At 59.5% G+C, this 24,501-nt stretch carries 14 protein-coding genes, 3 rRNA genes and 1 pseudogene; 6 read left to right on the top strand and 12 right to left on the bottom strand.

Features of this window, described 5'->3' with window-relative positions; genetic code table 11:
* Positions 1 to 68: 68 nt before the first annotated feature.
* The 3 genes from M1E02_RS01410 (at position 69) to M1E02_RS01400 (ending at position 2,636) form a co-directional block, all read left to right on the top strand.
* Complete coding sequence (locus M1E02_RS01410; RefSeq protein ID WP_479376390.1) at positions 69 to 1,001, top strand: LysR substrate-binding domain-containing protein; 933 nt, start codon at positions 69 to 71, stop codon at positions 999 to 1,001.
* A 76-nt stretch (positions 1,002 to 1,077) separates the two neighbouring features.
* Positions 1,078 to 1,506, top strand: coding sequence for an aspartate 1-decarboxylase (gene panD, locus M1E02_RS01405; protein ID WP_479376389.1), 429 nt, complete (start codon positions 1,078 to 1,080; stop codon positions 1,504 to 1,506).
* A 203-nt stretch (positions 1,507 to 1,709) separates the two neighbouring features.
* Entirely contained in the window at positions 1,710 to 2,636 is a 927-nt protein-coding gene (locus M1E02_RS01400) for an AEC family transporter (protein ID WP_479376388.1), read from the top strand.
* 24 nt (positions 2,637 to 2,660) lie between these two features.
* Here the strand turns inward: M1E02_RS01400 and M1E02_RS01395 are convergent, their stop codons facing one another.
* The 3 genes from M1E02_RS01395 to M1E02_RS01385 all read right to left on the bottom strand — a co-directional run bounded on the left by M1E02_RS01395 (position 2,661) and on the right by M1E02_RS01385 (position 7,114).
* Positions 2,661 to 3,761 carry a PP2C family protein-serine/threonine phosphatase gene (locus M1E02_RS01395; protein WP_479376387.1) on the bottom strand — a complete coding sequence of 367 codons (1,101 nt, stop codon included), beginning with the start codon at positions 3,759 to 3,761 and terminating at the stop codon, positions 2,661 to 2,663.
* Positions 3,762 to 3,792: 31 nt separating this feature from the next.
* Positions 3,793 to 4,794: an LLM class flavin-dependent oxidoreductase gene (locus tag M1E02_RS01390; RefSeq protein ID WP_479376386.1), complete on the bottom strand. Its 1,002-nt coding sequence runs from the start codon at positions 4,792 to 4,794 to the stop codon at positions 3,793 to 3,795.
* 247 nt (positions 4,795 to 5,041) lie between these two features.
* Positions 5,042 to 7,114: a PxKF domain-containing protein gene (locus tag M1E02_RS01385; protein ID WP_479376385.1), complete on the bottom strand. Its 2,073-nt coding sequence runs from the start codon at positions 7,112 to 7,114 to the stop codon at positions 5,042 to 5,044.
* 595 nt (positions 7,115 to 7,709) lie between these two features.
* Between M1E02_RS01385 and M1E02_RS01380 the strand changes: the two genes are divergently transcribed.
* Positions 7,710 to 9,140, top strand: coding sequence for an RNA polymerase sigma factor (locus tag M1E02_RS01380; protein WP_479376384.1), 1,431 nt, complete (start codon positions 7,710 to 7,712; stop codon positions 9,138 to 9,140).
* Positions 9,141 to 9,523: 383 nt separating this feature from the next.
* Here the strand turns inward: M1E02_RS01380 and M1E02_RS01375 are convergent, their stop codons facing one another.
* The 3 genes from M1E02_RS01375 to M1E02_RS01365 all read right to left on the bottom strand — a co-directional run bounded on the left by M1E02_RS01375 (position 9,524) and on the right by M1E02_RS01365 (position 10,549).
* Positions 9,524 to 9,856 (bottom strand): histone-like nucleoid-structuring protein Lsr2, encoded by a 333-nt coding sequence (locus M1E02_RS01375; RefSeq protein ID WP_479376383.1) that lies wholly within the window; start codon positions 9,854 to 9,856, stop codon positions 9,524 to 9,526.
* A 169-nt stretch (positions 9,857 to 10,025) separates the two neighbouring features.
* A complete protein-coding gene (locus tag M1E02_RS01370) occupies positions 10,026 to 10,277 on the bottom strand; it encodes a hypothetical protein (RefSeq protein ID WP_479376382.1) in 252 nt (83 codons plus the stop codon).
* A 113-nt stretch (positions 10,278 to 10,390) separates the two neighbouring features.
* A complete protein-coding gene (locus tag M1E02_RS01365; protein ID WP_479376381.1) occupies positions 10,391 to 10,549 on the bottom strand; it encodes a hypothetical protein in 159 nt (52 codons plus the stop codon).
* Between M1E02_RS01365 and M1E02_RS01360 the strand changes: the two are divergent.
* Positions 10,548 to 12,281 (top strand): annotated as a pseudogene (locus M1E02_RS01360) (helicase HerA-like domain-containing protein). The gene M1E02_RS01365 and the pseudogene M1E02_RS01360 sit on opposite strands and share 2 nt — an antisense overlap.
* 103 nt (positions 12,282 to 12,384) lie before the next feature.
* Positions 12,385 to 13,377, top strand: a complete 993-nt coding sequence (locus tag M1E02_RS01355; RefSeq protein ID WP_479376380.1) for a hypothetical protein — start codon at positions 12,385 to 12,387, stop codon at positions 13,375 to 13,377.
* 21 nt (positions 13,378 to 13,398) lie between these two features.
* Here M1E02_RS01355 and M1E02_RS01350 read toward each other — a convergent pair whose 3' ends face one another.
* The 6 genes from M1E02_RS01350 to M1E02_RS01325 form a co-directional block, all read right to left on the bottom strand.
* Positions 13,399 to 15,390 carry an NHL domain-containing thioredoxin family protein gene (locus tag M1E02_RS01350; protein ID WP_479376379.1) on the bottom strand — a complete coding sequence of 664 codons (1,992 nt, stop codon included), beginning with the start codon at positions 15,388 to 15,390 and terminating at the stop codon, positions 13,399 to 13,401.
* On the bottom strand, positions 15,390 to 17,534 hold the full coding sequence (locus tag M1E02_RS01345; RefSeq protein ID WP_479376378.1) for a bifunctional copper resistance protein CopD/cytochrome c oxidase assembly protein: 2,145 nt from the start codon (positions 17,532 to 17,534) through the stop codon (positions 15,390 to 15,392). The genes M1E02_RS01350 and M1E02_RS01345 overlap by 1 nt, the downstream gene beginning before the upstream one ends.
* A gap of 152 nt (positions 17,535 to 17,686) precedes the next feature.
* On the bottom strand, positions 17,687 to 17,971 hold the full coding sequence (locus M1E02_RS01340; protein ID WP_247046834.1) for an HU family DNA-binding protein: 285 nt from the start codon (positions 17,969 to 17,971) through the stop codon (positions 17,687 to 17,689).
* Between the two features lie 454 nt (positions 17,972 to 18,425).
* Positions 18,426 to 18,542, bottom strand: a 5S ribosomal RNA gene (rrf, locus tag M1E02_RS01335).
* A gap of 240 nt (positions 18,543 to 18,782) precedes the next feature.
* A 23S ribosomal RNA gene (locus M1E02_RS01330) occupies positions 18,783 to 21,918 on the bottom strand.
* A gap of 537 nt (positions 21,919 to 22,455) precedes the next feature.
* Positions 22,456 to 23,980: ribosomal RNA gene (locus M1E02_RS01325) — 16S ribosomal RNA — on the bottom strand.
* Together the 16S, 23S and 5S rRNA genes form the textbook arrangement of a ribosomal RNA operon.
* Between the last annotated feature and the right edge of the window lie 521 nt (positions 23,981 to 24,501).

Raw genomic sequence — 24,501 nt, 5'->3', positions numbered from 1 at the left:
GACTTTTGCTAAACATTATTCATTAGAATCTTTAATCATATAGGGATCAGCGATGCGGAAGAGGAACCATGCTCGACGTAAGGCGCTTGAGGTTGCTCCGTGAACTTCACATCAGGGGCACACTGGCGGAGGTGGCTGAGGCGCTGCAGTACAGTCCGTCGTCGGTCTCGCAGCAGCTTGCCCTGCTCGAGAAGGAGGCCGGAGTTGAACTGCTGCGGAAGACCGGCCGAAGGGTTCAGCTGACCCCTCAAGCCGAGGTCCTCGTGGCCCACACAGCCCAGCTCCTGGAGACTTTGGAGCAGGCAGAGGCCGACCTCGCCGCTTCCCTCACAACTGTGACCGGAACCGTCAGGATCGCCGTCTTCCAATCCGCAGCCCTTGCATTGATGCCGGATACCTTGACGAGAATGGCAGCCACATATCCGGAAGTCCGGATCGAGATGACGCAACGGGAGCCGGAGACGGCCCTGCATGAGACGTGGGCCCGGGACTTTGACCTGGTTATTGCCGAGCAGTATCCAGGCCACGCTGCCCCTCGCTACCCCGAACTTGACCGCATCAAATTAACCAGCGATGCCATCAGGCTCGCCGTTCCGCCGCCTTCTGCGGACCGTCCGCCGATCACTTCCATTGCTGATGCGGCCCACCTTGCATGGGTCATGGAACCGCGCGGAGCAGCTTCCCGCCACTGGGCAGAACAGGCCTGCCGGAGCGCAGGATTCGAACCCGATGTGCGCTTCGAAACCGCCGACCTGCAGGCCCAGATCCGCTTGATCGAGTCGGGGAACGCTGTGGCCTTTATGCCTGACCTCGTCTGGACGGGGAAAACGACGACGGCGCAACTCCTGGCCCTGCCGGGGGATCCCCACAGGACGGTGTTTACGTCAGTGCGCCGCTCCAGTGTCAAGCGCCCAGCCATCCTTGCAGCCCGGGAAAACCTGGCATTCACCGCAGAGTCGATCGCGCCGGCCGTCCCCAAAACGGATAGGCCCGGGACGTAAAGGCCGGACGAGCCGCCATCGGGGGTTACCTGCATCACTGTGGCTACCGGGCACGTGGCGCTACACTGGGCGGGTTATGAATCGCACAATGTTCAAGTCTAAAATTCACCGGGCCACCGTGACGCACGCCGATCTGCATTACGTCGGTTCAGTCACTGTTGACCTCGACTTGTTGGACGCTGCCGACATCCTCCCCGGCGAACTCGTGGCCATCGTCGACGTCACCAATGGCGCGCGCCTGGAGACATACACGATTGCCGGCGAGCGCGGATCCGGCGTGATCGGCATCAACGGTCCGGCAGCCCACCTTGTGCAGGTAAATGACATCGTCATCCTGATCACCTATGCCGAGATGACTACTGAAGAAGCCAAAGCCTACGACCCCAAAGTGGTCCACGTGGACAAGGACAACAAGATCGTTCAGCTGGGCAACGATCCCGCCGAGGGCATCACTCCTGGGCTGATGCGTCCGCCTTACGCCTTGAACAATGCCACGCTGAGCTGACTGGGCCTCCTTCACCTTCACTGCTTTGGGACACCTGCTGGCTGTCCCCTGCTTGAGCCCGTGGTGCCGCCCCGTCCCGTCCGCATTCCGAGAAGTCCGCATTCCGAGATATGGAGTGCCCCGGCGACTCCCGGCGAATAAATCTGATTAGCTGTATCCGTGACCCCTGAACATTGCACCATTGACGCCTTTGGCTTGTCACAGTGGTAGATGTTCTCGCAGGCTTCTTTGTGGTGTGGTCCATCATCCTGGTGGGAATGTTCGTCGGCAGGCGAAAACTTCTGGGTGACAATGCCCGTTCCGTCCTGAGTGCACTGACGTTTTTCGTGGCCAGTCCGGCCCTCCTGTTTGAAACACTGAGCAAGGCGAAGCTACAGGACGTCTTCGCCGCTCCCCTGCTGGTCGCTGCTGTTGGCGCGGTCGCAACCGCCACTATTTACCTGCTGATTTCCCGGCTGCTCCTCAAACGGGAAATGCCGGAGGCACTGGTCTCCACCATGAGCGCCTCACTGGCCAACTCAGCGAACCTGGGCATCCCCATCGCGGTGTTCGTCCTCGGCGACGCCAACTATGTGGCTCCTTTGCTGATCTTCCAACTGGCTTTCTTCACGCCTGTTCTCCTGATGGCCCTTGATGCCACCACCAGTTCACATCGAACAACTCCACTGGGCTTTCTCCTGTTGATCGTCAGGAACCCCATGATCGTCGGTTCCGGGCTAGGACTGCTGGTAGCTGGAACCGGCTGGCAAGTTCCCGCGCTGGTGATGCAACCCATCCACCTGATCGGGGGCGCAGCCATCCCTGCGATGCTCATAGCGTTCGGCATGAGCCTGAACGGCTCACGGCCCCTGCAGGCCTCGGCCGGCCGGCGCCTGGACACGTTGCTGGCCAGCGGGTTCAAACTCTTCGTCCATCCGCTCCTGGCCTATCTGTTCGCCCGCTTTGCCCTGGGAATGGAAGACCATGCACTGTTTGCGGCTGTGGTCACCTCTGCCCTGCCGACTGCACAGAACGTCTTTGTGGCTGCAAGCCGCTACAGGACAGGAATTACGGTGGCCAAGGATACGGTGCTCATCACGACGGTAGTCGCCGTCCCGGTCCTGATCGCGGTGGCTTTCCTGCTCAAATGATTGATCTCAAAGGATTGATGCAGGCTAAGCGGCGCAGTGGAGAACCACCACCGTGGCGTCGTCGGTGACGTCCCGCCCGTCGATGAGTGACAGAATCGCGTCGCAGGCTTCCTGCGCGCTTGTACTCCCCAGGACTGCACCGGTGGCCACCGCGGCCAGCACACCGACGTCGGGGTAGATGTCCAGCAGGGCATCACTGACAGCAGCAACAATGTCCCCTGGCTCCAACCGGACCTGGAACGCGTCCCACTCCTGGCCGGGCCACGCCCCCACCGGAGGGCCCCCGGTCTTCAACCGGGTACAACTGCCGTCTGCCTTGATATGCAGGGCCAGGCCGTGGCCGGCATCAACGTACTCAAGGATGCGGGTAGTGGCATCAAGACGGGCGTGGAAGATGGTGACAAATGATCCGGACTGCTCCAGATCCCCTTCCAGAACCTCCCCGGCAGACTTCAGGGCTCCGCTGATAGGGGTCTTGTGCGCCACGGAGCGGAGTACCGCCCTGACTGTTGCCGCGATGAGTGCAGCACCCATCCCCTTGCCCATGGCGTCCGCCAATGTCATCTGCAGGCTGCCGTCGAAGCGGTACCAGTCGAAAAAATCGCCTCCGACCTCACGCGACGGCCTGAAGGACCCAGCGATGTCGAATCCATCCATACTCAGCTTTTCCTTTGGCAGGAGGCTGCGTTGGACCTCGACAGCACGCCGCAGTTCGTCGTCGGTAGCGGCTTGCTGGATGGCGCTGACCCGGGGCCGCCGGAAAAGGGCGTCGATCCGGGCCACGAGCTCACGTGGGCTGAAGGGCTTGGACAGGTAATCGTCCGCCCCGGTTTCAAGACCGGTGAGGCGGTCCAACTCTTCTCCGCGAGCGGTGATCATGAGAATGTACGCATCTGAAAAGGTGCGTAGCTGCTGGCACACTTCCACGCCGTCGATATCGGGCAGGTTGAGGTCAAGAGTGACCAGCTCGGCGCCATCGCGGCGCATAATCTCCAGGCCGGCCACTCCGCTTGAGGCAGAGGAAACTTCGAAGCCCTGCTTGGTCAGGATGTGGACCAGCAACCCCCGAATATCTTCGTCATCCTCAATAACCAACGCACGGCGTTTGTCCGGCTGGTTAGTCATTCCCTTATTACACTCTGTGAATGCTGGCTTGTCACCTTGCAGTCACATTATTCACAAGACCGGCCGCCTCAGCCACGAGCTCCACAGACCTGAGCCGGCCCTCGGTTCCCGTGCTTTGGTGGGCGATGATGAGCTCGTCGGCGTCGGCATGGGAAGCAAAGCCGTCAAGGTACTCCAGCACGGCCTCGGACGTGCCCACGGCTGAGTACTTCATCATGGTCAACACGTGCTGTCCTTGCGGTGAGTCAAGGATCATGTCAGCCTCGTCGTCTGTAAAAACGCGGCCGTTACCGAAAAACAGGCCCACCCGTGCGCGCTTCGTGGCCAGGAAAATCTCCTGCGCCTCCGCCGTGGTATCCGCTGCGACCACGTTGACGCCAGCAATAACGTAGGGCGCCTCAAGCTGGTCGGACGGTTTGAATTCGCGTCGATAGAGAGCGACGGCGTCCTGCAGGGCATTCGGGGCAAAATGCGAGGCGAAGGCGTAGGGCAGACCAAGTTGTGCGGCCAGCCTGGCTCCGAATAGTGATGATCCCAGGATGTAGAGCGGCACGTTTGTGCCCTTGCCCGGGGTGGCTTCCACGCCCTGGATACGGGTGGGACCAGTCAGGTAGCCCTGCAGTTCCAGAACGTCCTGGGGGAAGCTGTCCGCTGCCAACGGATCCCTTCGGAGGGCACGCATGGTGTTTTGGTCACTACCGGGCGCGCGACCAAGCCCTAGGTCAACGCGGCCGGGGTGAAGCGTCTCCAACGTGCCGAACTGTTCGGCAATGGTCAGGGGCGAGTGGTTGGGCAGCATAACTCCGCCGGCGCCCAACCGGATGCTCTTTGTATGGGCAGCAATGTGGGCAATCAACACACTGGTGGCCGACGACGCGATGGCGGACATGTTGTGGTGCTCGGCATACCAGACCCGCCGGTACCCCAGTTCCTCCGCGAGTTGCGCCATGGCTACACTGCCCGCAAAACTTTCCGCCGCCGTCTGGTCTTTGCCAATTGTGGCCAGGTCAAGGATGGAAAACGGGATAGTCATAGGTAGCGGCCTTTCGTAGCAGCAGTTAGTCCCGGCCGCTTCACGGCCCCGGCGATTGCGGGCGGACCCACTCTTTGGACAACGACGGCGGCAGTCCCCTTATTTCTGAACGTCACGCGACGTTGACCACAAGCCACGGCGGGCAGGGCTCACGGCGGTCAGGGCACGGGGCGCAGCAAGAGGGCCGGTCTGATGTAGACCGGCCCTCTTCCCGGATGCCGCTGCTATAGCATCCTGACTTGAGCTCTTACTTCAGTTTGAACAAGGCGCTGATGACACTGCCGTCGAGAGATGTCATATTCAGCTTGTAGCAGGATCCCGGCGTGGACGGGGTTTTCCAGTTGTAGACATACTGGCCGACTGTCGCATCGTAGCGCAGCATCGTATTGCCTGAAGCCGTAATCTCAATCTCGTCGAAGGCACTGGATGCAATGCACGTGGTCTTGCCGACGCTCATGGACACAACGCTCGTATCCGTGATCTCCCGGTTACCGATGAACAGTTCGAACTTGGCAGGTACTGTGCTTCCCGCCTTGACGACGTTAGTCACGTTCGACATATCCACCGGCTGGTAGAACCCCTTGGCGGTCCAGGGCAGAACTTGGTACGTCTGCTCCACTGTAGAGACGTTGCCGGCCTTGTCCTTCGCCGTCGCCGTCAGAGTATGAGTGCCCACTAATGCGGAGTAGCCCGAGACCGCGCAGCCATCTGGACCCGAAAGGGAATCAGCAGACGTACAGCTGGGAGCCACCGGAACGGAACCAAAATAGACCGATCCGATCGGATCCCCCGCGAATGCGGCAACAGGGGCGGTTGTGTCGATCTGGAACGTGGCCGTGGCCTCGCCTGCCAACCTCACGTTGCCGGCGACGTCTTCGAAGGCCGGGCTCTTCAGCTCCACTGCAGCACCTTCAGTAGTGGACGTGACCGGCTGGCTCTGGGATGCCGGGCCAGAGATCAGATCAACTCCAGTAAACGTTGCCGTGACGGGACTGTTGTACCAGCCGTTGGCATCAGGACCACGGTCAGCCCCGGTGTATGTCACAGACGGTGGGGTGTAGTCGATGTTGAAGGCGGTGCCCGCTGCACCCGCCAGTGTGGTGTTGCCCGCCAGATCCTGGAAGGCCGGGCTCGCCACAGGCACATTAGCGCCCTCGCCGCTTGAAACAGCCGTCTGGTTAGCGGGCGCCAGGCCGGACAATCCGTCGACGCCGGTAAAGGTGACGGTTACGGGGCTCGTATACCAACCGGCGTTCCCCACGGTTCCTGCCGCGCTGGTGTAGGTGACCTCAGGGGCCGTTTGGTCCAACTTAATCGCCACCGTCTCAACGTTCGAGGTGCCGCCGGAGCTGGAGGCCGAACAGGTGTACTTCGTGGCGCTCTGATCTGCGGAAATTGTCTGATCCCCACAGCCTGCCGCTGTCAGAGTGCTGGGCGAGTCCGACTCTGCCACAGTCCAGTCCAGGAAAACGCTGTTCGTGTACCAACCGTTGAGTCCATTCGGCGCAGCCGGGCTCAGCGTGTAGCTGACAGCCGGTGCGGTGGAATCCGCAATGCTATAAGTCACCGAGCTGCTGACAAACAGCCCGCCGTTATCTGTGTAAGTGCAGCTGGCTGTTTGGGAGCCAACACCAAACTCTGCGTCGGGGCCGGTAACTGCGCTGATTTCAGCGGCGAATGAGGAGGGTCCGTCTTCAGCGTCCGTGACTTTGCAGGTGGCCGACGGAACCGAACCCTTGCTGTAGGTACCGCCCGATGCAACGTCCTCAATGGTCAGGACCGGAGCCTCATTGGGGGGCGGTGCAACGTCCACCCTGAAGCTCGCCGGGGCGAGATTGAAAGTACCCCCTGTAGTGTTCACGCGTTGCGTGGCGGAAATGGTAGTGCTCCCCTCGCCAACAGGCGTCAGGGTCAGGAGCTTCGTATCTGAGCAGCTCCCGAAAGTCACGGAAGCGGGGCTGACGGTAGCCACACTTGTGCTGCTGGAAGCCAGGTCCAGAGTCAGCGCCGTGCCCCCCGTAAGATTGCAGCCCTGCTTGCCGTCACCGTTGGCCGTGATGATCCTCAGACTCGTGGTGCCGACTGTCCCTCCCACGTTCAGAGACATGACCTCGGCCACCGCATCGGCAACATTGTCGAGGTCGTTCGCCACCAGGTCCGCGTGCACCACACCGGCCGTGGCAAGCAGCAAACCGCCGGCGGCAATGGCTGCAGTGACCTTCCTGGCTATCAGGCCTAAGGGATGCTTCGGGAGTGGACCAGATCCTCCGCTCGTGGCAAGCAGCGACCGCCTGCCCGTAGTTTCTCCATAATTCTTCATTTTCAGCGCCTCCAAAGCGAACACCGCCGCCCCCATTGAGCGCAATGTAAGGTCGATCGTACGGGTGGCAATCAGCTTAAACACGAGACAACATCACCCGTTTTTGGGTGATGAGTACCTGTCTTTTGGTTGCTCTTCGAGCGGCAACTACTTGGTTTTGGCCGTGAGTACTCAGTTCACGATCTTGTCGTTCTCCGGTAACCACGTCACTGCCTGTTCATCCCTTCCGGGCCGTTCTCTTTCCCAGAAGGAGATTGCCTGTAAAGACGCCGCCGAGGACGGCCCACACCATGTGCACTGATAGTGGAGGCCTACTGTCAGCGAGCCCGTAAGTAGACAGATTGGTAGCGCAAACATTTTTTCCATTTAACCGTCACGATTCGGCTCGAAGTCCGTAAACTGAGTGGACGTTCTGCGGGCCCCGTCAGTTGCAATGGAGTGCGTAAGAAGATGCCCTGAAATCCAGGGCACGTCCATGGGGTGGAAGACGAGAAATCGTGACGCTGGAGCGGAAATCAGGATTTTGGGGCCATGATGCCACGGCCAGAGTCACTATCGCGCGCCCGCAGAGGGTGTTCCCGCAGAGCCAGAAGACATGACTGCCACCAATGTCGCACTGATTGCCGATGAAGATTTAGTCGCGGCCGTTGCAGATGGCGATGACCCCACGGCTGTCGAAGAGCTTTACCGGCGTCACTGGGATGCCAACCTCGTGTTCGCCAAGCGGCTGATGGCAAACGACTTCGACGCAGAGGACATCGCGTCCGAGTCCTTTTTGAAGGTTGTCGCAGCCATTCGCCGCGGTCTTGGACCGCGGGGGCCATTCCGGCCCTATATGTTCCGGGCTGTCCGTTCCTGTGCGGCCGACCATTGGGGCGCTCAAGCAAGGCATACCCTTGACGGGGCTGTTGAGGCAGCTCCTGAAGAGGACCCAGGATATGCAAGGGTCCTGGATGAAGCTGACCGGTCCCTGGCGGCGTCGGCATTCGCTGCACTTCCCATTCGCTGGCAAACAGTACTGTGGCATCTCGATGTTGAGGGTGATCCTCCCCGGCGAGTGGGCCCGCTGCTGGGACTGGAGCCAAATGCGGTGTCCGCTGTCGCCGCTCGGGCACGCAAGGGCCTGCGACAGGCGTATCTGCAGGCCTACGTGGCCGGATCTCTCGATGAAGGGTGCCAACCAACGTTGCCGTTGCTCGCGAAGTCGGTGGTGGAAGACCTCTCAGGACGAGAGGCCAGGAAACTTAGGATCCACACTGACCGCTGTCTCAAGTGCAAGACTGCGCTGGGCGATCTGGAAGACGTGAGTTCAACAATGCGCCTGGCGGTGGGCCCCTGGTTTGTTGGCCCGCTGATCCCCATGCTGGGGCTCAAGGGTGCCGGGCAGCTCGGGTCTTTGCCTGCTGATCCGGGTTCCTGGTTGGCGGGGCAAGCTGCCCTTACCCAGTTGTCGGTGGCTGCGGCAGGCATAGCTGTCGTCGGAGGCATCGCGACGGCGGTCGTGGCCCCTACGCTGCTGGCCCCACCACCGCCCGGTGTTTCCGCAGATGCAAGGGTTCAGGTATCGGCCGCACCAGAGAATCCAATGGGCCAGGCGATCGGATCCAATCCACCGCCCAGCGCGAATGTCTTAGCGCCTAGGAGTCCGGCAGATCCTGCAGGGGTGCCCGATACCGCTGCTCTTGGGAACCGTGGCGGGGAACAGCCCGGGACGGACAGGGAGGCCTTGGCTGTGACCAGCCCGCCTCCTCAACCGTCCGGCGCTTCAGAACTGGTCCTGCTTCCAGGAGTCCTTCCCTCGGCGGTGACGGATCCTTTGATCGGCCTCCTGCCTCCGGCACTCCTTCCACCGGCAGTAACCGATCCCCTTGCAGGAGTCCTGCCGTCCTCCCCCATCCCGCTGGTCACATCAGTTCCCGTACCAAGTCTGATCGTGACGCCGGTTCCAACAGTGCCGCAAAGCCCTACGGATCCTGACGAGAGTTGCGCAGTGATTATTGTCGTGTCCGTCTGCCTGGGTCTCTGACCGGCAGAGTACGGGAACTTTACCTGACTCCCTTTGCTTCTGGCTGCTCAGACCGCGCTGGAATAAACAAGAGCTAAGAATGTTCCACGGACATAGAGCATAATCGTGACGCTGATTTGGCAAATTCTTTTTGTGGTCATCCTCACATTTAGTATGTGCCGCCAATGTCCGGGGTTCACGATGATTCAGTTGGTCCCCGCAGCGCGCGCTGAACTGCCCAGGCGTTATTTAAAGAATCTGGCATTTATGCCGTCACGATTTAGGCAGTGCGTCGTTTATAAAGGGGTGCACTTTGAATTGCCTGGCTTGCCGGCAGGAATAGCAGCATTCCCTCCTGTGTTGTTGGGGGCTACAGGAGGGAAGGCACGCTGCTCGGAATGGCGTTAGTGTGCCGCCACATAGTCAGCCATGACGGCAGCCTGGACCCGGCCGCGCTCATTCACTGACAGTCCTTGCGCCTTGGCCCATTCGCGAACTTCGCCGGAAGTCGGCGAAGAGATCTGAGCGGTGGCGCGAGGACGTCCCCTGCCACGGCTTGTTGCCGATGAACGGCGTGCAACAGAGACGTAGCGATCAAGGACGAGGCGGAGCTCGGCGGCATTCCGTTCGTTCAGATCTATTTCATACCCAACACCATCGATTGCGAAGTTCAATGTCTCATTTGCTTCGGAACCGTCAAGGTCATCTTCAAGGAGAATTACCGTCTTTTTTGCCATGAGAAAACGGTATCACTTCCCAATAGCTGAAATTTCGGCTTTTGCACAGCCACAAGAATTAATTCGCAGTTCAGAACCATTAATGCATCATTTCTGAACGTTTGCTGTGCCTCTGCCGGGAATGGGTATATCGAAGCTGGCCAGCCAGAAGTATTCGCGCTAGCGGAGTTTACTGGTTCCGTTGGGCAAGGCGGTAGAAAGGAGTGAAACGTTGGCGTTGTTCACTCGGTCTGTCAGAGAGAACCAACGCTTCCGCCTCGAGCAGCGACAACTGATACTGGACCTGTGCGCGGCTGGCCCCTAGTTCTTCGGTGAGGGACGAGACCCGCGAGGCCCCGTGCCGCCTAAGGAAATCCAGGATGTCCGATTTCAATCGATGGGAGGCGGACATGGATGAACGCGTAAACAACTGCTGTGACATTGTCTTAATTTCCTCGCCTTTGAGAATTTTCCACTGCGCCCACGGCCACCTGACAGAGTTAACCGCTGCCTGTTCGATCGTCAAGGGATCGCTCAAATCACAGGGCCAAGGCCTTACTCCGGTGGTTCATTGACGTCGTCGTCAGTGCCCCGGGCAGCCAGCCGTCGCGAACCGTGCGCAGTGGAGACCCTGCCCGCAGACGCTGCGCCGGAAAAAATCACCGCCGATATGACGTAACCCTCCCCATAGCGCGCCGCTAAGCTAAGCCGCATGGCTGAGAAATCAACTGCGGACAAAGTGCTCACTATCCAGCAGGGCTACGATCTTGAAGGCCCGGTGATTGACCTTGGGGCGGCAATAGTCGACAGCGGGTTGCGTAAGGACGCCCCGGTCAGACTGCCCCTAAGCATGATGAACCGGCACGGCCTCGTGGCAGGAGCAACAGGCACCGGCAAGACAGTCACTCTTCACATGATGGCCGAGCAGCTGTCCACAGCAGGCGTGCCAGTGTTTCTTGCCGATCTCAAAGGCGACCTGTCAGGGCTGGCCACCGCCGCCGTCGCAAGTGAAAAGCTGCGCCTCCGGACAGACGGGATCGGCCAGGCATGGGCGGGCAAAACTTTCCCGGTTGAATTCCTGGCCCTGGGCGGTGATGGGATCGGCATCCCCGTCCGGGCGACTGTCACCTCTTTTGGCCCTATCCTGCTCTCCCGCGTCATGGAACTGAACGATACCCAGGAATCGAGCCTGCAGTTGGTTTTCCATTTCGCCGACAAGAACAACCTGGAACTGATCGACCTGAAAGATCTTCGCGCCGTCATCCAGTTCCTCACATCGGCCGAAGGCAAGGAGGAACTGGCCGGGCTCGGCGGACTGTCCAAAGCCACCGCAGGGGTCATCCTCCGGGAGCTGGTCTCCTTGGAAGCGCAAGGCATGGAGAAGTTCTTCGGCGAACCGGAATTCGACTCAGCCGAGCTACTCCGCACGGCGCCGGATGGCCGAGGCGTCATCTCCTGCCTCGAACTTCCTACACTGCAGGCCAAGCCCATGCTCTTTTCAACGTTCCTTATGTAGCTTCTGGCTGACCTTTTTGAAGAACTGCCGGAGGCCGGCGATCTGGACAGGCCCAAGCTAGTCTTCTTCCTCGACGAGGCGCATTTGCTCTTCAACGACGCGTCCAAGTCTTTTCTCCAGGCAATCACCACCACCGTCCGGCTGATTCGATCCAAAGGAGTGGGAATCTTCTTCGTGACCCAGACTCCGAAGGACCTTCCGGCCGATGTTCTGGGACAACTCGCCAACCGGATACAACATGCCTTGCGTGCCTACACCCCCGAGGACGCCAAGGCACTCAAGGCCACCGTCTCCACGTTCCCCCTGAGTGACTACGATCTCGAGGAAATCCTCACATCGGCCGGGATCGGCGAGGCCGTGGTCACCGTAATGAACGAGAAGGGAGCCCCAACCCCCGTGGCCCTTACGCGGCTTCGAGCCCCTGAATCCGTGATGGGTCCCAGCTCGACGGAGCTCCTGACCAGTACCGTGGCAGGCTCGTCCCTGCTCGCAAAATACGGAACGGCCGTTGACAACATCTCCGCCTATGAAAAAATTGCCGGCAAATCTGCTACCCCCACCGGGCCGGCAGCACCCGGCTTGCCGCCCACTCCTTTCGAACGGGACGGGGTTCACAGCGAACGGGCACACGCCGAAACGGGAGGCGTCAACACTTCTGACATCGACGCCGAAGCCCGCCGAATCGAGGAGGAGATTCTGGGCCGCCCCAGCAGCCGGCAGCTTCCAACCGAAGGTGAGTCTCCTACTCGTCAGCGGAGGACAGCACCTGTGCCAGAGCCCCGCGGAGGCGGGACGAATGACGGGTTCCCGGGAGTTCTCGGGGATGCTTTGGGAGGCGGGCTGAAGAGCATGGCCCGGTCAGTTGGGACCCAGTTGGGGCGGGAACTCTTGCGCAGCGTTTTCGGCACGTCCTCGAGGCGCCGCCGTTAGCCCCCTGCCGCCATTGGGACGCTGTTTTACTGGCCTTTCGTCATACCCATGACACTCTTCACCGGGATATCAGCGCCTAACAGGTAACGTAAGGTAAGTGCAGATGAGTCAAGCGTTGGTGAAGATCGCGGCCGGATGGCTGCTGGGTCTAATGCTTGCTGTCGCCGCTGCCGTTGTGGCGGTCAACCTCGTGAACGACTCCGTCGCCAGCCCGCAGCAGCCCGTCCGGGAGTATCTTGACGCGTTACACAAGGGCGACGGCGGAAAAGCCCTGGGGTTGTTGAGGGCATCCGTACCCGCGAGCAGCGCCGCGATGCTGGACGGTTCAGCCTTACAGACCTCTGCCGCGAGGATCACCAACGTCAAGCTGGGCAAAGAAGAGATCCAGTCAGATGGACATGTGAAGGTCCCCATGGACTACACCATTGACGGCAGCCGCCTTCATACCGACTTCCTGCTGGAAAAAACCGGAACCGAGTGGCTGTTCTTTGATACCTGGGCCTTTGTTCCCGCCCCCCTTCCCGTTCTGGACGCAACGGTAGTGAACTCAAGCCAGGCAACGCTCAATGGCGTGCCGGTGAATATGCCTAATGGCCGTAATTCCTTCGCAGTCTTTTATCCCGGCGAATACGAAGCCAGCCTCAACGACGAGTACTTTTCGGCACCGCCAACCAAGGCCACAGTATCCGGACGGGATGTCTCGCCCGCGCCCTTGAACCTGTTGACCCAGGCCACTGACGGGCTAAAGGAAGCAGTGAGCGGCAAAGTCAAGGAGTTCCTCGATACGTGTGCCGCCAGCGCTGTTGAGCAGCAACGACTCCAACCGGACTGCCCGTTCTATCACGCCACCGACAACCGGGTTACCCCCGGGACCATCAAGTGGGAAATTACTGAGTATCCCAAGATTTCCATTGAGCCCTTCGGCGGGCGCTGGGTGGTCTCACCTCTGGATGGCAAGGCCAGGGTCACTGCGCAGCAGGAGGATTTGTTCACTGGTCGTGTCTCGGAGTTGAATGTCGTTCAGGACTTCAGCTTCACAACCCGCCTGGACATAGCCGCCGACACCATCACCCTGACGCCCATCCTGACGTATTGACCGGCACCCCTCAGACTCTTCTTAGTCCATACCGCGCAGATCCAGCACAAGTTCAGTGTCGCCGTCGGCCTGCAGGAGAACCGGGATGCCCCAGTCCTGCTGGTACAAGTGGCAGGCGGCGTGGTCAGGGATCTCGCCGTCGGCCGTTTCAGGGCCGTCACAGGCCGCAGCGCGCGCCGTAATATGCAGAATCCCCTCCGGGATATCGGACGCGAGCTCAAGCGTGCGGAGCAGACCCACCGAGGTTCCGGCCCCCGATACCAGCAGCTCAGGAGGCGTGGAAGAGATCTTCAGCTGCGTGGGATCACCCCAGCGGTCATCCAGCTTTTGCCCGGTGGGAGCCGTAAAGCGGACTGTGAGCTCCATTGGCCCGGGCGCTACAGGGCTCTTGGGCCGGTGGGTCTGCACGGCACCCTCGTCCACCTGCTGCGCTTCCTTGGGGATCGGGACGTAAACCAGCTGGTGCTTGTTGGCTTCCACCACCACCAGCAGAGGCTCACTTCCCGCAACCTGGGTGTGATCCACGATCACGTCGGAAGGCTCCGAGAGTCCGCGGGCCAAAGTGGAGACCGTTCCGGCCACCGGGTCATAGCGGCGCACCGCCCCGTTGTAGGTGTCGGCGATGGCGACGGAACCGTCAGGCAGGACCGTCACGCCGAGCGGGTGCTGCAGGCGCGCGGCGGACGCCTCCCCGTCGCGGAAGCCGAAATCGAACAGGCCCTTACCGACGGCGGAGTGCACCGTGAGCGAGCCTGAATCGTCAATCACAAGTTTGCGAAGGGCAGAGGTTTCAGAATCAGCTACCCAGATGTTGCCGTCAGCGTCTTCAGCCAGGCCTGACGGCTGGGCGAACCATGCCTCATGCGCATCGCCGTCCAGGAGGCCTTCAAGCCCGTTTCCGGCGAGGATGGAAACAGCCTTGGAGCGGGGGTTGAAACTGAAGATCTGGTGCACGCCGGCCATGGCGATCACCACCGCACCCAGTTTGCTGGACCACACCACGTCCCACGGTGAGCTGAGCGAGACGTCCAGCGGGTGATCCCCCAGGGACCCGCCGAAGCCGGCGCCGTCTTCGTCCACCCGGGCGGGGCCGGTTTCGAGGAGACGCTGGACCCCGTTGCCCACGATCGTCCGGACCGTTCCGTCCGTCAGCGAGAGTCCGCGCAGGCGGTGGTTTACGGAGTCCGCAATGACCACGTCGTATCCAGCTTCGGCGGCGACGTCTTCCGGCAGCAGAACCAGGCCTTGCGGCTCGTTAAAGCGGGCCGTAGCGTCCGGGCCGGCACCGGCGCCGTCTTCGTGGCCCTTGATTCCGGAACCAAACGTACCCAGGACGGTCTGGAAGTCAGTATCCAGTTCCACCAGACGGTGGTGCCCGGTATCGGTCAAAAGCCAGGATCCGACGTCGGACGGCGTGCCGGTCGCGTCGCCGGCAGCAGTTCCACGCCCGGCTGGCAGGTACAGCGCCTTCCCCGGGAACCGCAGGGTTCCCGACGTCGGCTCCGGAGCCACGTAGGGACCGTTGCCGCGGTGCAGCGTGCCTTTGGCCTCGTGCTCGGCGATAAGTTCAGGGATCAGCACGGACAGGCCGTCAGCATGGCCTTCGCCGGAGAGGTGGGCCACGATGTAGCCCTCAGGGTCTACCACCACCAAGGTGGGCCAGGCACGGGCAGCATAGGCCTTCCACGTTTCCAGCTCCGGGTCGTCCAGAACCGGATGATGGATGTCGTACCGTTCCACTGCAGCCGCAAGGGCCACGGGATCGGCCTCGTGCTCGAACTTCGGCGAGTGCACGCCCACTGTGACGAGGACGTCGGAGTACTGCTCCTCGAGGGGGCGCAGCTCGTCAAGTACATGGAGGCAGTTGATGCAGCAGAAGGTCCAGAAATCCAGCAGCACGATCTTGCCGCGCAGTGATTCCAGGTCCAGGGATTTTCCGCCCGTGTTGAGCCAACCCCTGCCCACGAGTTCAGAAGCGCGGACCCGGAGGTGGGTGCGTACGGTGTCGCTCATCAGCGTCCTTCCAGCTTTTGGTTTCGTTCGGCAACCTTGGCATCACGCTCGGCCAGCTTGGCAAACATATCGTTGTAAGCAGTCAGATCGGCGTCGTTATTCCTGTCCGCCGCCCGATCTGTCCGCCGGGTTTCCCGTTCATCCGAGCGGGACCACATGACGGCGACGCCGATCGCCACCAGCAGTGTGGGGACCTCGCCGATTCCCCATGCCACGGCGCCTCCTGTTTGTTGGTCCAGGAGGGCTGGCTGGCCCCATGCCCGTCCCAGGTTGCCGAAGTAGTCGGCGGCGAGCAAACCGGTGCCTCCCATGATGGAAACACCAAAGAAAGCGTGGAAGCCCATGGTGGCCAGCAGCAGCAGGAGCCGCATGGGGTAGGGGGCGCGCAGCGGCAACGGATCAGTACCGATCATTGTCAGCACGAAAATATAGCCGGTCAGTGCGAAGTGCAGGTTCATGAGCTCGTGGCCCACATGCTCGCGCATGGCAAAGCTGAAGGCATCTGAGAAATAGAACAGGACAATCGAACCGGCGAAGTTGGCAGCGGCGAACAGCGGGTGGGTCACCAGCTTTGAGAACCGCGAATGGACAAACAGCAGCAGCCATTCCCTGATCCCGCGCGAACCGTCTGAGCGGGCGGGGAGCGCGCGCAGAGCAAGAGTCACGGGCGATCCGAGCACCAGGAAGATGGGGGCCACCATGGTCAGCGCCATGTGGTCCACCATGTGGGCAGAGAAAAGCACACGTCCATAGACCGCCGGCGCACCGGACGTGATGTAGGTCAGGACCAGAAGCCCGATGACCCAGTTGACCGTCCGGAACCAGGACCATTTATCACCGCGCCGCAGGACTTTCCGAACACCCAGGATGTAGGCCACAAGCCCGAAGACAGCCACAGTGATCCAGAGCCAGTCCAACCGCCACTCAGTGAACCAGCGTTCCGGGGTCAGCTCGGGGGGAAGCTCATAGCCGGTAAGGATGAAGGCCGGAGACGCGTTCGGTGCGTACGTGGTGGGTTGGGGCGGGGCTGAACGTGCCAGCGCGACGGCGATCCCCGACGTCGCGCCCATAATCAGCAGTTCCGCTATCACCAGCTGCCAAAGAACCCGCCGGGTCGAAAGCGCGACTCCTGCCCGGCTCAGCTGCGGGATGATCCATTGCCGGTGCATGAGTCCGATAGCGCCCAGCACCAGCGTGGCAAGGGCTTTGGCCACGACCAGCTGGCCGTATTCCGAGCCGAACAGGTCGTTCCAGGTAGTGAGGCGGATGCTGGCGTTGATCACGCCCGAGGCGAAGACCAGGAAAAAGGCGAAGCCGGCAAGGGCCGAGAATCGACGGAGCACAGCCTCGGTAATGTCGGTCTTTGTTGCCGCTTTGGACCCTGTGAGGATTCCGGACAGGGCCGCCAGCATAATGATTCCGCCCACCCAGGCGGTTACCCCCATCACGTGCAGGCCCAGGGAGTTGATGGCGCCCTCGTGATCGCTCGAGCTGGATGAGTGGCCCACAAGGGCTGGCGGCACCAATCCGATCAAAGCGAGTATCAGAGTGAGTGCCAGACCGGTGAGGGACCGCACGCCAAACAGTGCAGTGGTTGCGACGGCAGCGATGATGACGACGGCGAGCCAGGCCCGGCCCGTTTCAATATCCGTCATGAAATAGACCAGCGCACGCGTGAATTCCGCATCTCCTGCAACGGCCTGGCCTGCGACATCCGCGTAGGTAAGTACCAGGACGGCGATGGCGGACAGAGTCCACGCCACCCCTGCCGCCGCGGCCACAGCCAAGGCCCTCGTAAAGGCAGGGTGCTCCGGCGATTCGTTGTTCTTGGAGCGGGATCCCCCCACTGACGTGGGGAGAATGCCTACAGCGAAGATGAGTCCGCCGATCACCGCTGCCAGCGAGACGTTATGGATTGCCTTGCTGATGGGCAGTCCCCACCGGACAAAGGCTCCGGGATCGGCGACGTCACGGTCGGTTGCTGCCCCTGAAAAGAGCAGTGCCGCTGTGAGGCCGAGCATTAGGGCGATGACGCCTCCCAGCAGCCACGCCCTGGAGATGCCGAGCACACCGGCGGCTCCCCGCTGCCCTTCTGAAGGCGGCAGCGACGGGGCTGTGGAGGGGGATTTTGATGCGGAAGGCACCTATCCATTGTCCGCTACACCGGTGAACTCCGCGAATCGAGCGGCCGGTTTGAGGGCGGGGCACCAATACATGCTGGGCTTCAGCAGTGTAGGGCTTAAACAGCAAGGGAACGGCAGCCTCACGGCTGCCGTTCCCTTAAGCCTGGAAGGCTCTACTTCTTGGAGACAGCAGCCTTCAGCTTGGAGCCTGCCGTCAGCTTGACGCTGTGGCCAGCGGCGATCTGGATGGTCTCGCCGGTCTGCGGGTTGCGGCCGGTGCGGGCAGCGCGGTCGGTGCGCTCAACTGCGAGCCAGCCCGGGATGGTGATCTTTTCGCCCGAGGCGACAGAGGTCTCGAAAACCTCGAACAGTGCATCCAGCACGGAGTTGACGGCTGCCTGGCTGGTGCCGGCCTTGCCTGCTACCTCTGCAACAAGTTCACTACGGTTCTTAGCCATTTATGTCCTCCTGGACGGTCATGATTCTGGAGCCTGCATGCGGCATGCGTACAAGCCACTGTTCGAAAACTTACCAGCTTGCCGCGGTGGGGGCTGCAAATTCCGCGTGTTTCCGCGTTTTTTTGAGGAAAAACCATCGAAATCTCCCCTTTCGAGGGCATATTTCGCCCACAGCGGACGCTCCCTCACGTTTCGCAGGTTCTGCCCGGACGCTCCCTCACGTTTCGCAGGTTGTGCCCGGACGGTCCCTCAGGTTCTGCGGTTTCTACCGCGACGGTCCCTCAGGTTCTGCGTCGGATTGGTGTGGCGACGGCGGTGGCCGGGGCGGGTGGTGAGGGAGGGTCCCGGTCAAATCCTGCGGGTGGTGAGGGAGGGTTTGTGGGGGGTTTGGGGGTTTTTTAAATGGGGAGAGCCCCAACCGGTTTCCTGGTTGGGGCTCTCGACCTTAATGGTTGTCCGGCGGTGACCTACTCTCCCACACCCTCCCGGGTGCAGTACCATCGGCGCTGTGGGTCTTAGCTTCCGGGTTCGGAATGGGACCGGGCGTTTCCCCCACGCTATGACCGCCGTAACCTTTTTACCCGTTCACGCAACCCCTGGTGGGGTGGTGTGGGAAGTTTGTGGTTACAACATGTTTCCTGCCCTTTTTGGGGGCAGTTGTGGTGTTGTTATTCAGTTATTGTTCCCGTGGCCAGGCAAACCGTGTTCGGGTTTGTTGGTTGGGAACCACATAGTGGACGCAAGCAGTCTTGTTTTCTTTTTACCAGTGCTTGGTGTGAACGTCTTTTGAATGCCGTTCACGCATTGGTGTGTGGTGTAAGTTATCGGCCTATTAGTACCGGTCAGCTTCACGAGTCGTTAGTCCTCGCTTCCACATCCGGCCTATCAACCCAGTGGTCTGGCTGGGGGCCTCTCACACACAAGGTGTATGGAAATCTCATCTCGAAGCGAGCTTCCCGCTTAGATGCTTTCAGCGGTTATCCCATCCGAACGTAGCTAATCAGCGGTGCACTTGGCAGTACAACTGACACACCAGAGGTTCGTCCGTCCCGGTCCTCTCGTACTAAGGACAGCCCTTCTCAAATTTCCTGCGCGCGCAGCGGATAGGGACCGAACTGTCTCACGACGTTCTAAACCCAGCTCGCGTACCGCTTTAATGGGCGAACAGCCCAACCCTTGGGACCTACTCCAGCCCCAGGATGCGACGAGCCGACATCGAGGTGCCAAACCATGCCGTCGATATGGACTCTTGGGCAAGATCAGCCTGTTATCCCCGAGGTACCTTTTATCCGTTGAGCGACGGCCATTCCACAATGTACCGCCGGATCACTAGTCCCGACTTTCGTCCCTGCTCGAGATGTCTCTCTCACAGTCAAGCTCCCTTGTGCACTTACACTCGACACCTGATTGCCAACCAGGCTGAGGGAACCTTTGGGCGCCTCCGTTACTTTTTAGGAGGCAACCGCCCCAGTTAAACTACCCATCAGGCACTGTCCCTGACCCGGATTACGGGCCGAAGTTAGATGTCCAAAGTGACCAGAGTGGTATTTCAACGATGACTCCACCCGAACTGGCGTCCGGGCTTCAACGTCTCCCACCTATCCTACACAAGCCACTCCGAACACCAATACCAAACTATAGTAAAGGTCTCGGGGTCTTTCCGTCCTGCTGCGCGTAACGAGCATCTTTACTCGTACTGCAATTTCGCCGAGTTTATGGTTGAGACAGCGGGGAAGTCGTTACTCCATTCGTGCAGGTCGGAACTTACCCGACAAGGAATTTCGCTACCTTAGGATGGTTATAGTTACCACCGCCGTTTACTGGGGCTTGAATTCTCAGCTTCGCCTTGCGGCTAACCGGTCCTCTTAACCTTCCAGCACCGGGCAGGAGTCAGTCCGTATACATCGTCTTGCGACTTCGCACGGACCTGTGTTTTTAGTAAACAGTCGCTTCCCCCTGGTCTCTGCGGCCCCTGCACGCTCCGGACAGCAAGTGTCCATCACGATGGGGGCCCCCCTTCTCCCGAAGTTACGGGGGCATTTTGCCGAGTTCCTTAACCATAATTCTCTCGATCGCCTTAGTATTCTCTACCTGATCACCTGTGTCGGTTTGGGGTACGGGCGGCTAAAACCTCGCGCCGATGCTTTTCTAGGCAGCATAGGATCACCGAATCCCCCCTTACGGGAGTCCCATCAGATCTCAGGCATCATGAACAGCGGATTTGCCTACCGTTCGCCCTACATCCTTAGACCGGGACAACCATCGCCCGGCTCGGCTACCTTCCTGCGTCACACCTGTTAATACGCTTACCTCCCAGGATCAGGTCCCGCGCTCCACCAAAAACCTCACACCACAAGGGTGATCGGTCAGGTCTCGGGCGGTTAGTATCCCCTGTTCAGCATGGACGGTTTTTCGCCGGTACGGGAATATCAACCCGTTGTCCATCGACTACGCCTGTCGGCCTCGCCTTAGGTCCCGACTTACCCAGGGCAGATTAGCTTGACCCTGGAACCCTTGATCATTCGGCGGACGGGTTTCTCACCCGTCTTTCGCTACTCATGCCTGCATTCTCACTCGTGTAGGCTCCACCGCTGGTTTACACCGCGACTTCACTGCCCACACGACGCTCCCCTACCCATCCAGACGCCTGAACCACAAGGGCTTAGCAAAAATCTGAATGCCACAACTTCGGCGGTGTACTTGAGCCCCGCTACATTGTCGGCGCGGAATCACTTGACCAGTGAGCTATTACGCACTCTTTTAAGGATGGCTGCTTCTAAGCCAACCTCCTGGTTGTCTTCGCAACTCCACATCCTTTCCCACTTAGCACACGCTTAGGGGCCTTAGTTGGTGGTCTGGGCTGTTTCCCTCTCGACTATGAAGCTTATCCCCCACAGTCTCACTGCTGCGCTCTCACTTACCGGCATTCGGAGTTTGGCTGACGTCAGTAACCTTGTAGGGCCCATCGGCCATCCAGTAGCTCTACCTCCGGTAAGAAACACGCAACGCTGCACCTAAATGCATTTCGGGGAGAACCAGCTATCACGAAGTTTGATTGGCCTTTCACCCCTACCCACAGCTCATCCCCTCCATTTTCAACTGAAGTGGGTTCGGTCCTCCACGACGTCTTACCGTCGCTTCAACCTGGCCATGGGTAGATCACTTCGCTTCGGGTCTAGATCACGCCACTGCAACGCCCTATTCAGACTCGCTTTCGCTACGGCTTCCCCACACGGGTTAACCTCGCGACGTAACACTAACTCGCAGGCTCATTCTTCAAAAGGCACGCCGTCACAGCTACTTGTGATTACTCACGGCTGCTCCGACGGATTGTAAGCACACGGTTTCAGGTACTGTTTCACTCCCCTCCCGGGGTACTTTTCACCTTTCCCTCACGGTACTGGTCCGCTATCGGTCATTAGGGAGTATTTAGGCTTATCAGGTGGTCCTGACAGATTCGCACGGGATTTCTCGGGCCCCGTGCTACTTGGGATACTCTCCAGGCGGTACACAACATTTCGGTTACGGGGCTCACACCCTCTCTGGCCGGCCTTTCAAGACCGTTCACCTATGCCCGTACTCTCACCTCACTGTCCCGGCAGAGACAGAACGGAAAGTCCCACAACCCCGACCATGCAACGCCCGCCGGCTATCACACATGGAACGGTTTAGCCTGATCCGCGTTCGCTCGCCACTACTAACGGAATCACTGTTGTTTTCTCTTCCTGCGGGTACTGAGATGTTTCACTTCCCCGCGTTCCCTCCACGCACCCTATGTGTTCAGATGCGGGTCACCAGATCACTCGCGCGTCTGGCGGGGTTTCCCCATTCGGAGACCCTGGGATCAAAGTCCGGTTATCGACTCCCCCAGGCTTATCGCAGATTCCTACGTCCTTCTTCGGCTCCTAATGCCAAGGCATCCACCGTGTGCTCTTAAAAACTTGACCACAAAAGATCAAAAAAACATTTCGAGAGAACCTATGGGAACCACACCACAAACACAGCCACACCCAACCCCCAAAAGAGGCAAAGGCACAACCACATCCGCAGCACAGATCCAGGTTCATATTCTTGGAAATTGCTTCTTATAAAAGATGCTCGCGTCCACTATGTAGTTCTCAAACAACAACCCCAAACCACACACCCCACACACCACCCCAAAAAGGGTTCAACGCGCATGATCGATGCAGCCAGGAAACCAGAAACAAACAAACCCGGAAAGTTACCCTCCCGGTCCTGTTGCCTCAGGACCCAACAGTGTGCCAAACACTAAACCCGTGAACCACCACCCCCGCCGTTCCAGGACACCCTCCAAAAGGAGAACAACCGTACTGAACAGGGACAACAACCACGAGGCCGCTATTTGTTGATATTCCACCCTTGAGCACCCACCGCAGAACAATCGCCTGCGCAATGGGCCTTTACTCCTGACAACCCCTCCACACTCACATACATGAGGCAAGGTGACTGTAGGTGCTCCTTAGAAAGGAGGTGATCCAGCCGCACCTTCCGGTACGGCTACCTTGTTACGACTTAGTCCCAATCGCCAGTCCCACCTTCGACAGCTCCCTCCCACAAGGGGTTAGGCCACCGGCTTCGGGTGTTACCAACTTTCGTGACTTGACGGGCGGTGTGTACAAGGCCCGGGAACGTATTCACCGCAGCGTTGCTGATCTGCGATTACTAGCGACTCCGACTTCATGGGGTCGAGTTGCAGACCCCAATCCGAACTGAGACCGGCTTTTTGGGATTAGCTCCACCTCACAGTATCGCAACCCTTTGTACCGGCCATTGTAGCATGCGTGAAGCCCAAGACATAAGGGGCATGATGATTTGACGTCGTCCCCACCTTCCTCCGAGTTGACCCCGGCAGTCTCCTATGAGTCCCCACCATCACGTGCTGGCAACATAGAACGAGGGTTGCGCTCGTTGCGGGACTTAACCCAACATCTCACGACACGAGCTGACGACAACCATGCACCACCTGTGAACCAGCCCCAAAGGGGAAACCACATTTCTGCGGCGGTCTGGCCCATGTCAAGCCTTGGTAAGGTTCTTCGCGTTGCATCGAATTAATCCGCATGCTCCGCCGCTTGTGCGGGCCCCCGTCAATTCCTTTGAGTTTTAGCCTTGCGGCCGTACTCCCCAGGCGGGGCACTTAATGCGTTAGCTACGGCGCGGAAAACGTGGAATGTCCCCCACACCTAGTGCCCAACGTTTACGGCATGGACTACCAGGGTATCTAATCCTGTTCGCTCCCCATGCTTTCGCTCCTCAGCGTCAGTTAATGCCCAGAGACCTGCCTTCGCCATCGGTGTTCCTCCTGATATCTGCGCATTTCACCGCTACACCAGGAATTCCAGTCTCCCCTACATCACTCTAGTCTGCCCGTACCCACTGCAGAACCGGAGTTGAGCCCCGGTCTTTCACAGCAGACGCGACAAACCGCCTACGAGCTCTTTACGCCCAATAATTCCGGATAACGCTTGCGCCCTACGTATTACCGCGGCTGCTGGCACGTAGTTAGCCGGCGCTTCTTCTGCAGGTACCGTCACTTTCGCTTCTTCCCTACTGAAAGAGGTTTACAACCCGAAGGCCGTCATCCCTCACGCGGCGTCGCTGCATCAGGCTTTCGCCCATTGTGCAATATTCCCCACTGCTGCCTCCCGTAGGAGTCTGGGCCGTGTCTCAGTCCCAGTGTGGCCGGTCACCCTCTCAGGCCGGCTACCCGTCGTCGCCTTGGTGAGCCATTACCTCACCAACAAGCTGATAGGCCGCGAGTCCATCCAAAACCACAATAAAGCTTTCCACCCCCCACCATGCGATGAGGAGTCATATCCGGTATTAGACCCAGTTTCCCAGGCTTATCCCAGAGTTAAGGGCAGGTTACTCACGTGTTACTCACCCGTTCGCCACTAATCCACCAGCAAGCTGGCATCATCGTTCGACTTGCATGTGTTAAGCACGCCGCCAGCGTTCATCCTGAGCCAGGATCAAACTCTCCGTTGAAGTAAAACAAAAACAGACACAACCAAATCCCCCGGGAAAACGGGAAACAAGGCCGCACAAAATTTGAAACCAGCCAAAAAAACCAGACCATCCACGGGGTGGACAACCTGGCCAATTCAACCAATCAATAAAACAATTGGTATCAACAAACTTGGCACACTATTGAGTTCTCAAACAACAGACACACCCGGCACCACCACAACAACAAACAGCCGTGGATCGCTCCGGAGCAACTTTTCAAACTTACCCGGTTTCCTTATGCTTTGCAAATTAGCGTTTCGGCGAATTCAGCTTCAGATAACCAGCCCCGCCTGTATCCGGCACGCCAATCAGCGAACCATTTTCAGGCTGTTTTCAGGGGGTTGGCCGCTCTCCGGTAACCAGCTCTTCGCTGGTCTCCCTCGCGGCGACTTAGAAAACAATACACGCAGGTCACCCCCAAAACAAATCAGCCCCACACATGCCAGAGGGGTCCCAAAATCCCCGGAAAATCAAGGATTCGGGACCCCTCCTGAACCTCC

It is taken from the genome of Arthrobacter sp. Z5-13 (assembly GCF_056499105.1).
The sequence above is the reverse complement of the archived record's forward strand: the minus strand, read 5'-3'. Positions and strand labels throughout refer to the sequence as shown.

Bases quoted from the DNA above. Each gene is read 5' to 3' on its own strand.
- M1E02_RS01340 (WP_247046834.1), bottom strand. From the start codon at position 17,971: ATGGCTAAGAACCGTAGTGAACTTGTTGCAGAGGTAGCAGGCAAGGCC.
- M1E02_RS01355 (WP_479376380.1), top strand. From the start codon at position 12,385: ATGAGTCAAGCGTTGGTGAAGATCGCGGCCGGATGGCTGCTGGGTCTA.
- M1E02_RS01350 (WP_479376379.1), bottom strand. From the start codon at position 15,390: ATGAGCGACACCGTACGCACCCACCTCCGGGTCCGCGCTTCTGAACTC.
- M1E02_RS01385 (WP_479376385.1), bottom strand. From the start codon at position 7,114: ATGAAGAATTATGGAGAAACTACGGGCAGGCGGTCGCTGCTTGCCACG.
- M1E02_RS01375 (WP_479376383.1), bottom strand. From the start codon at position 9,856: ATGGCAAAAAAGACGGTAATTCTCCTTGAAGATGACCTTGACGGTTCC.
- M1E02_RS01410 (WP_479376390.1), top strand. From the start codon at position 69: ATGCTCGACGTAAGGCGCTTGAGGTTGCTCCGTGAACTTCACATCAGG.
- panD (WP_479376389.1), top strand. From the start codon at position 1,078: ATGAATCGCACAATGTTCAAGTCTAAAATTCACCGGGCCACCGTGACG.
- M1E02_RS01390 (WP_479376386.1), bottom strand. From the start codon at position 4,794: ATGACTATCCCGTTTTCCATCCTTGACCTGGCCACAATTGGCAAAGAC.
- M1E02_RS01395 (WP_479376387.1), bottom strand. From the start codon at position 3,761: ATGACTAACCAGCCGGACAAACGCCGTGCGTTGGTTATTGAGGATGAC.
- M1E02_RS01365 (WP_479376381.1), bottom strand. From the start codon at position 10,549: ATGCGGCTTAGCTTAGCGGCGCGCTATGGGGAGGGTTACGTCATATCG.
- M1E02_RS01370 (WP_479376382.1), bottom strand. From the start codon at position 10,277: ATGTCACAGCAGTTGTTTACGCGTTCATCCATGTCCGCCTCCCATCGA.
- M1E02_RS01380 (WP_479376384.1), top strand. From the start codon at position 7,710: ATGACTGCCACCAATGTCGCACTGATTGCCGATGAAGATTTAGTCGCG.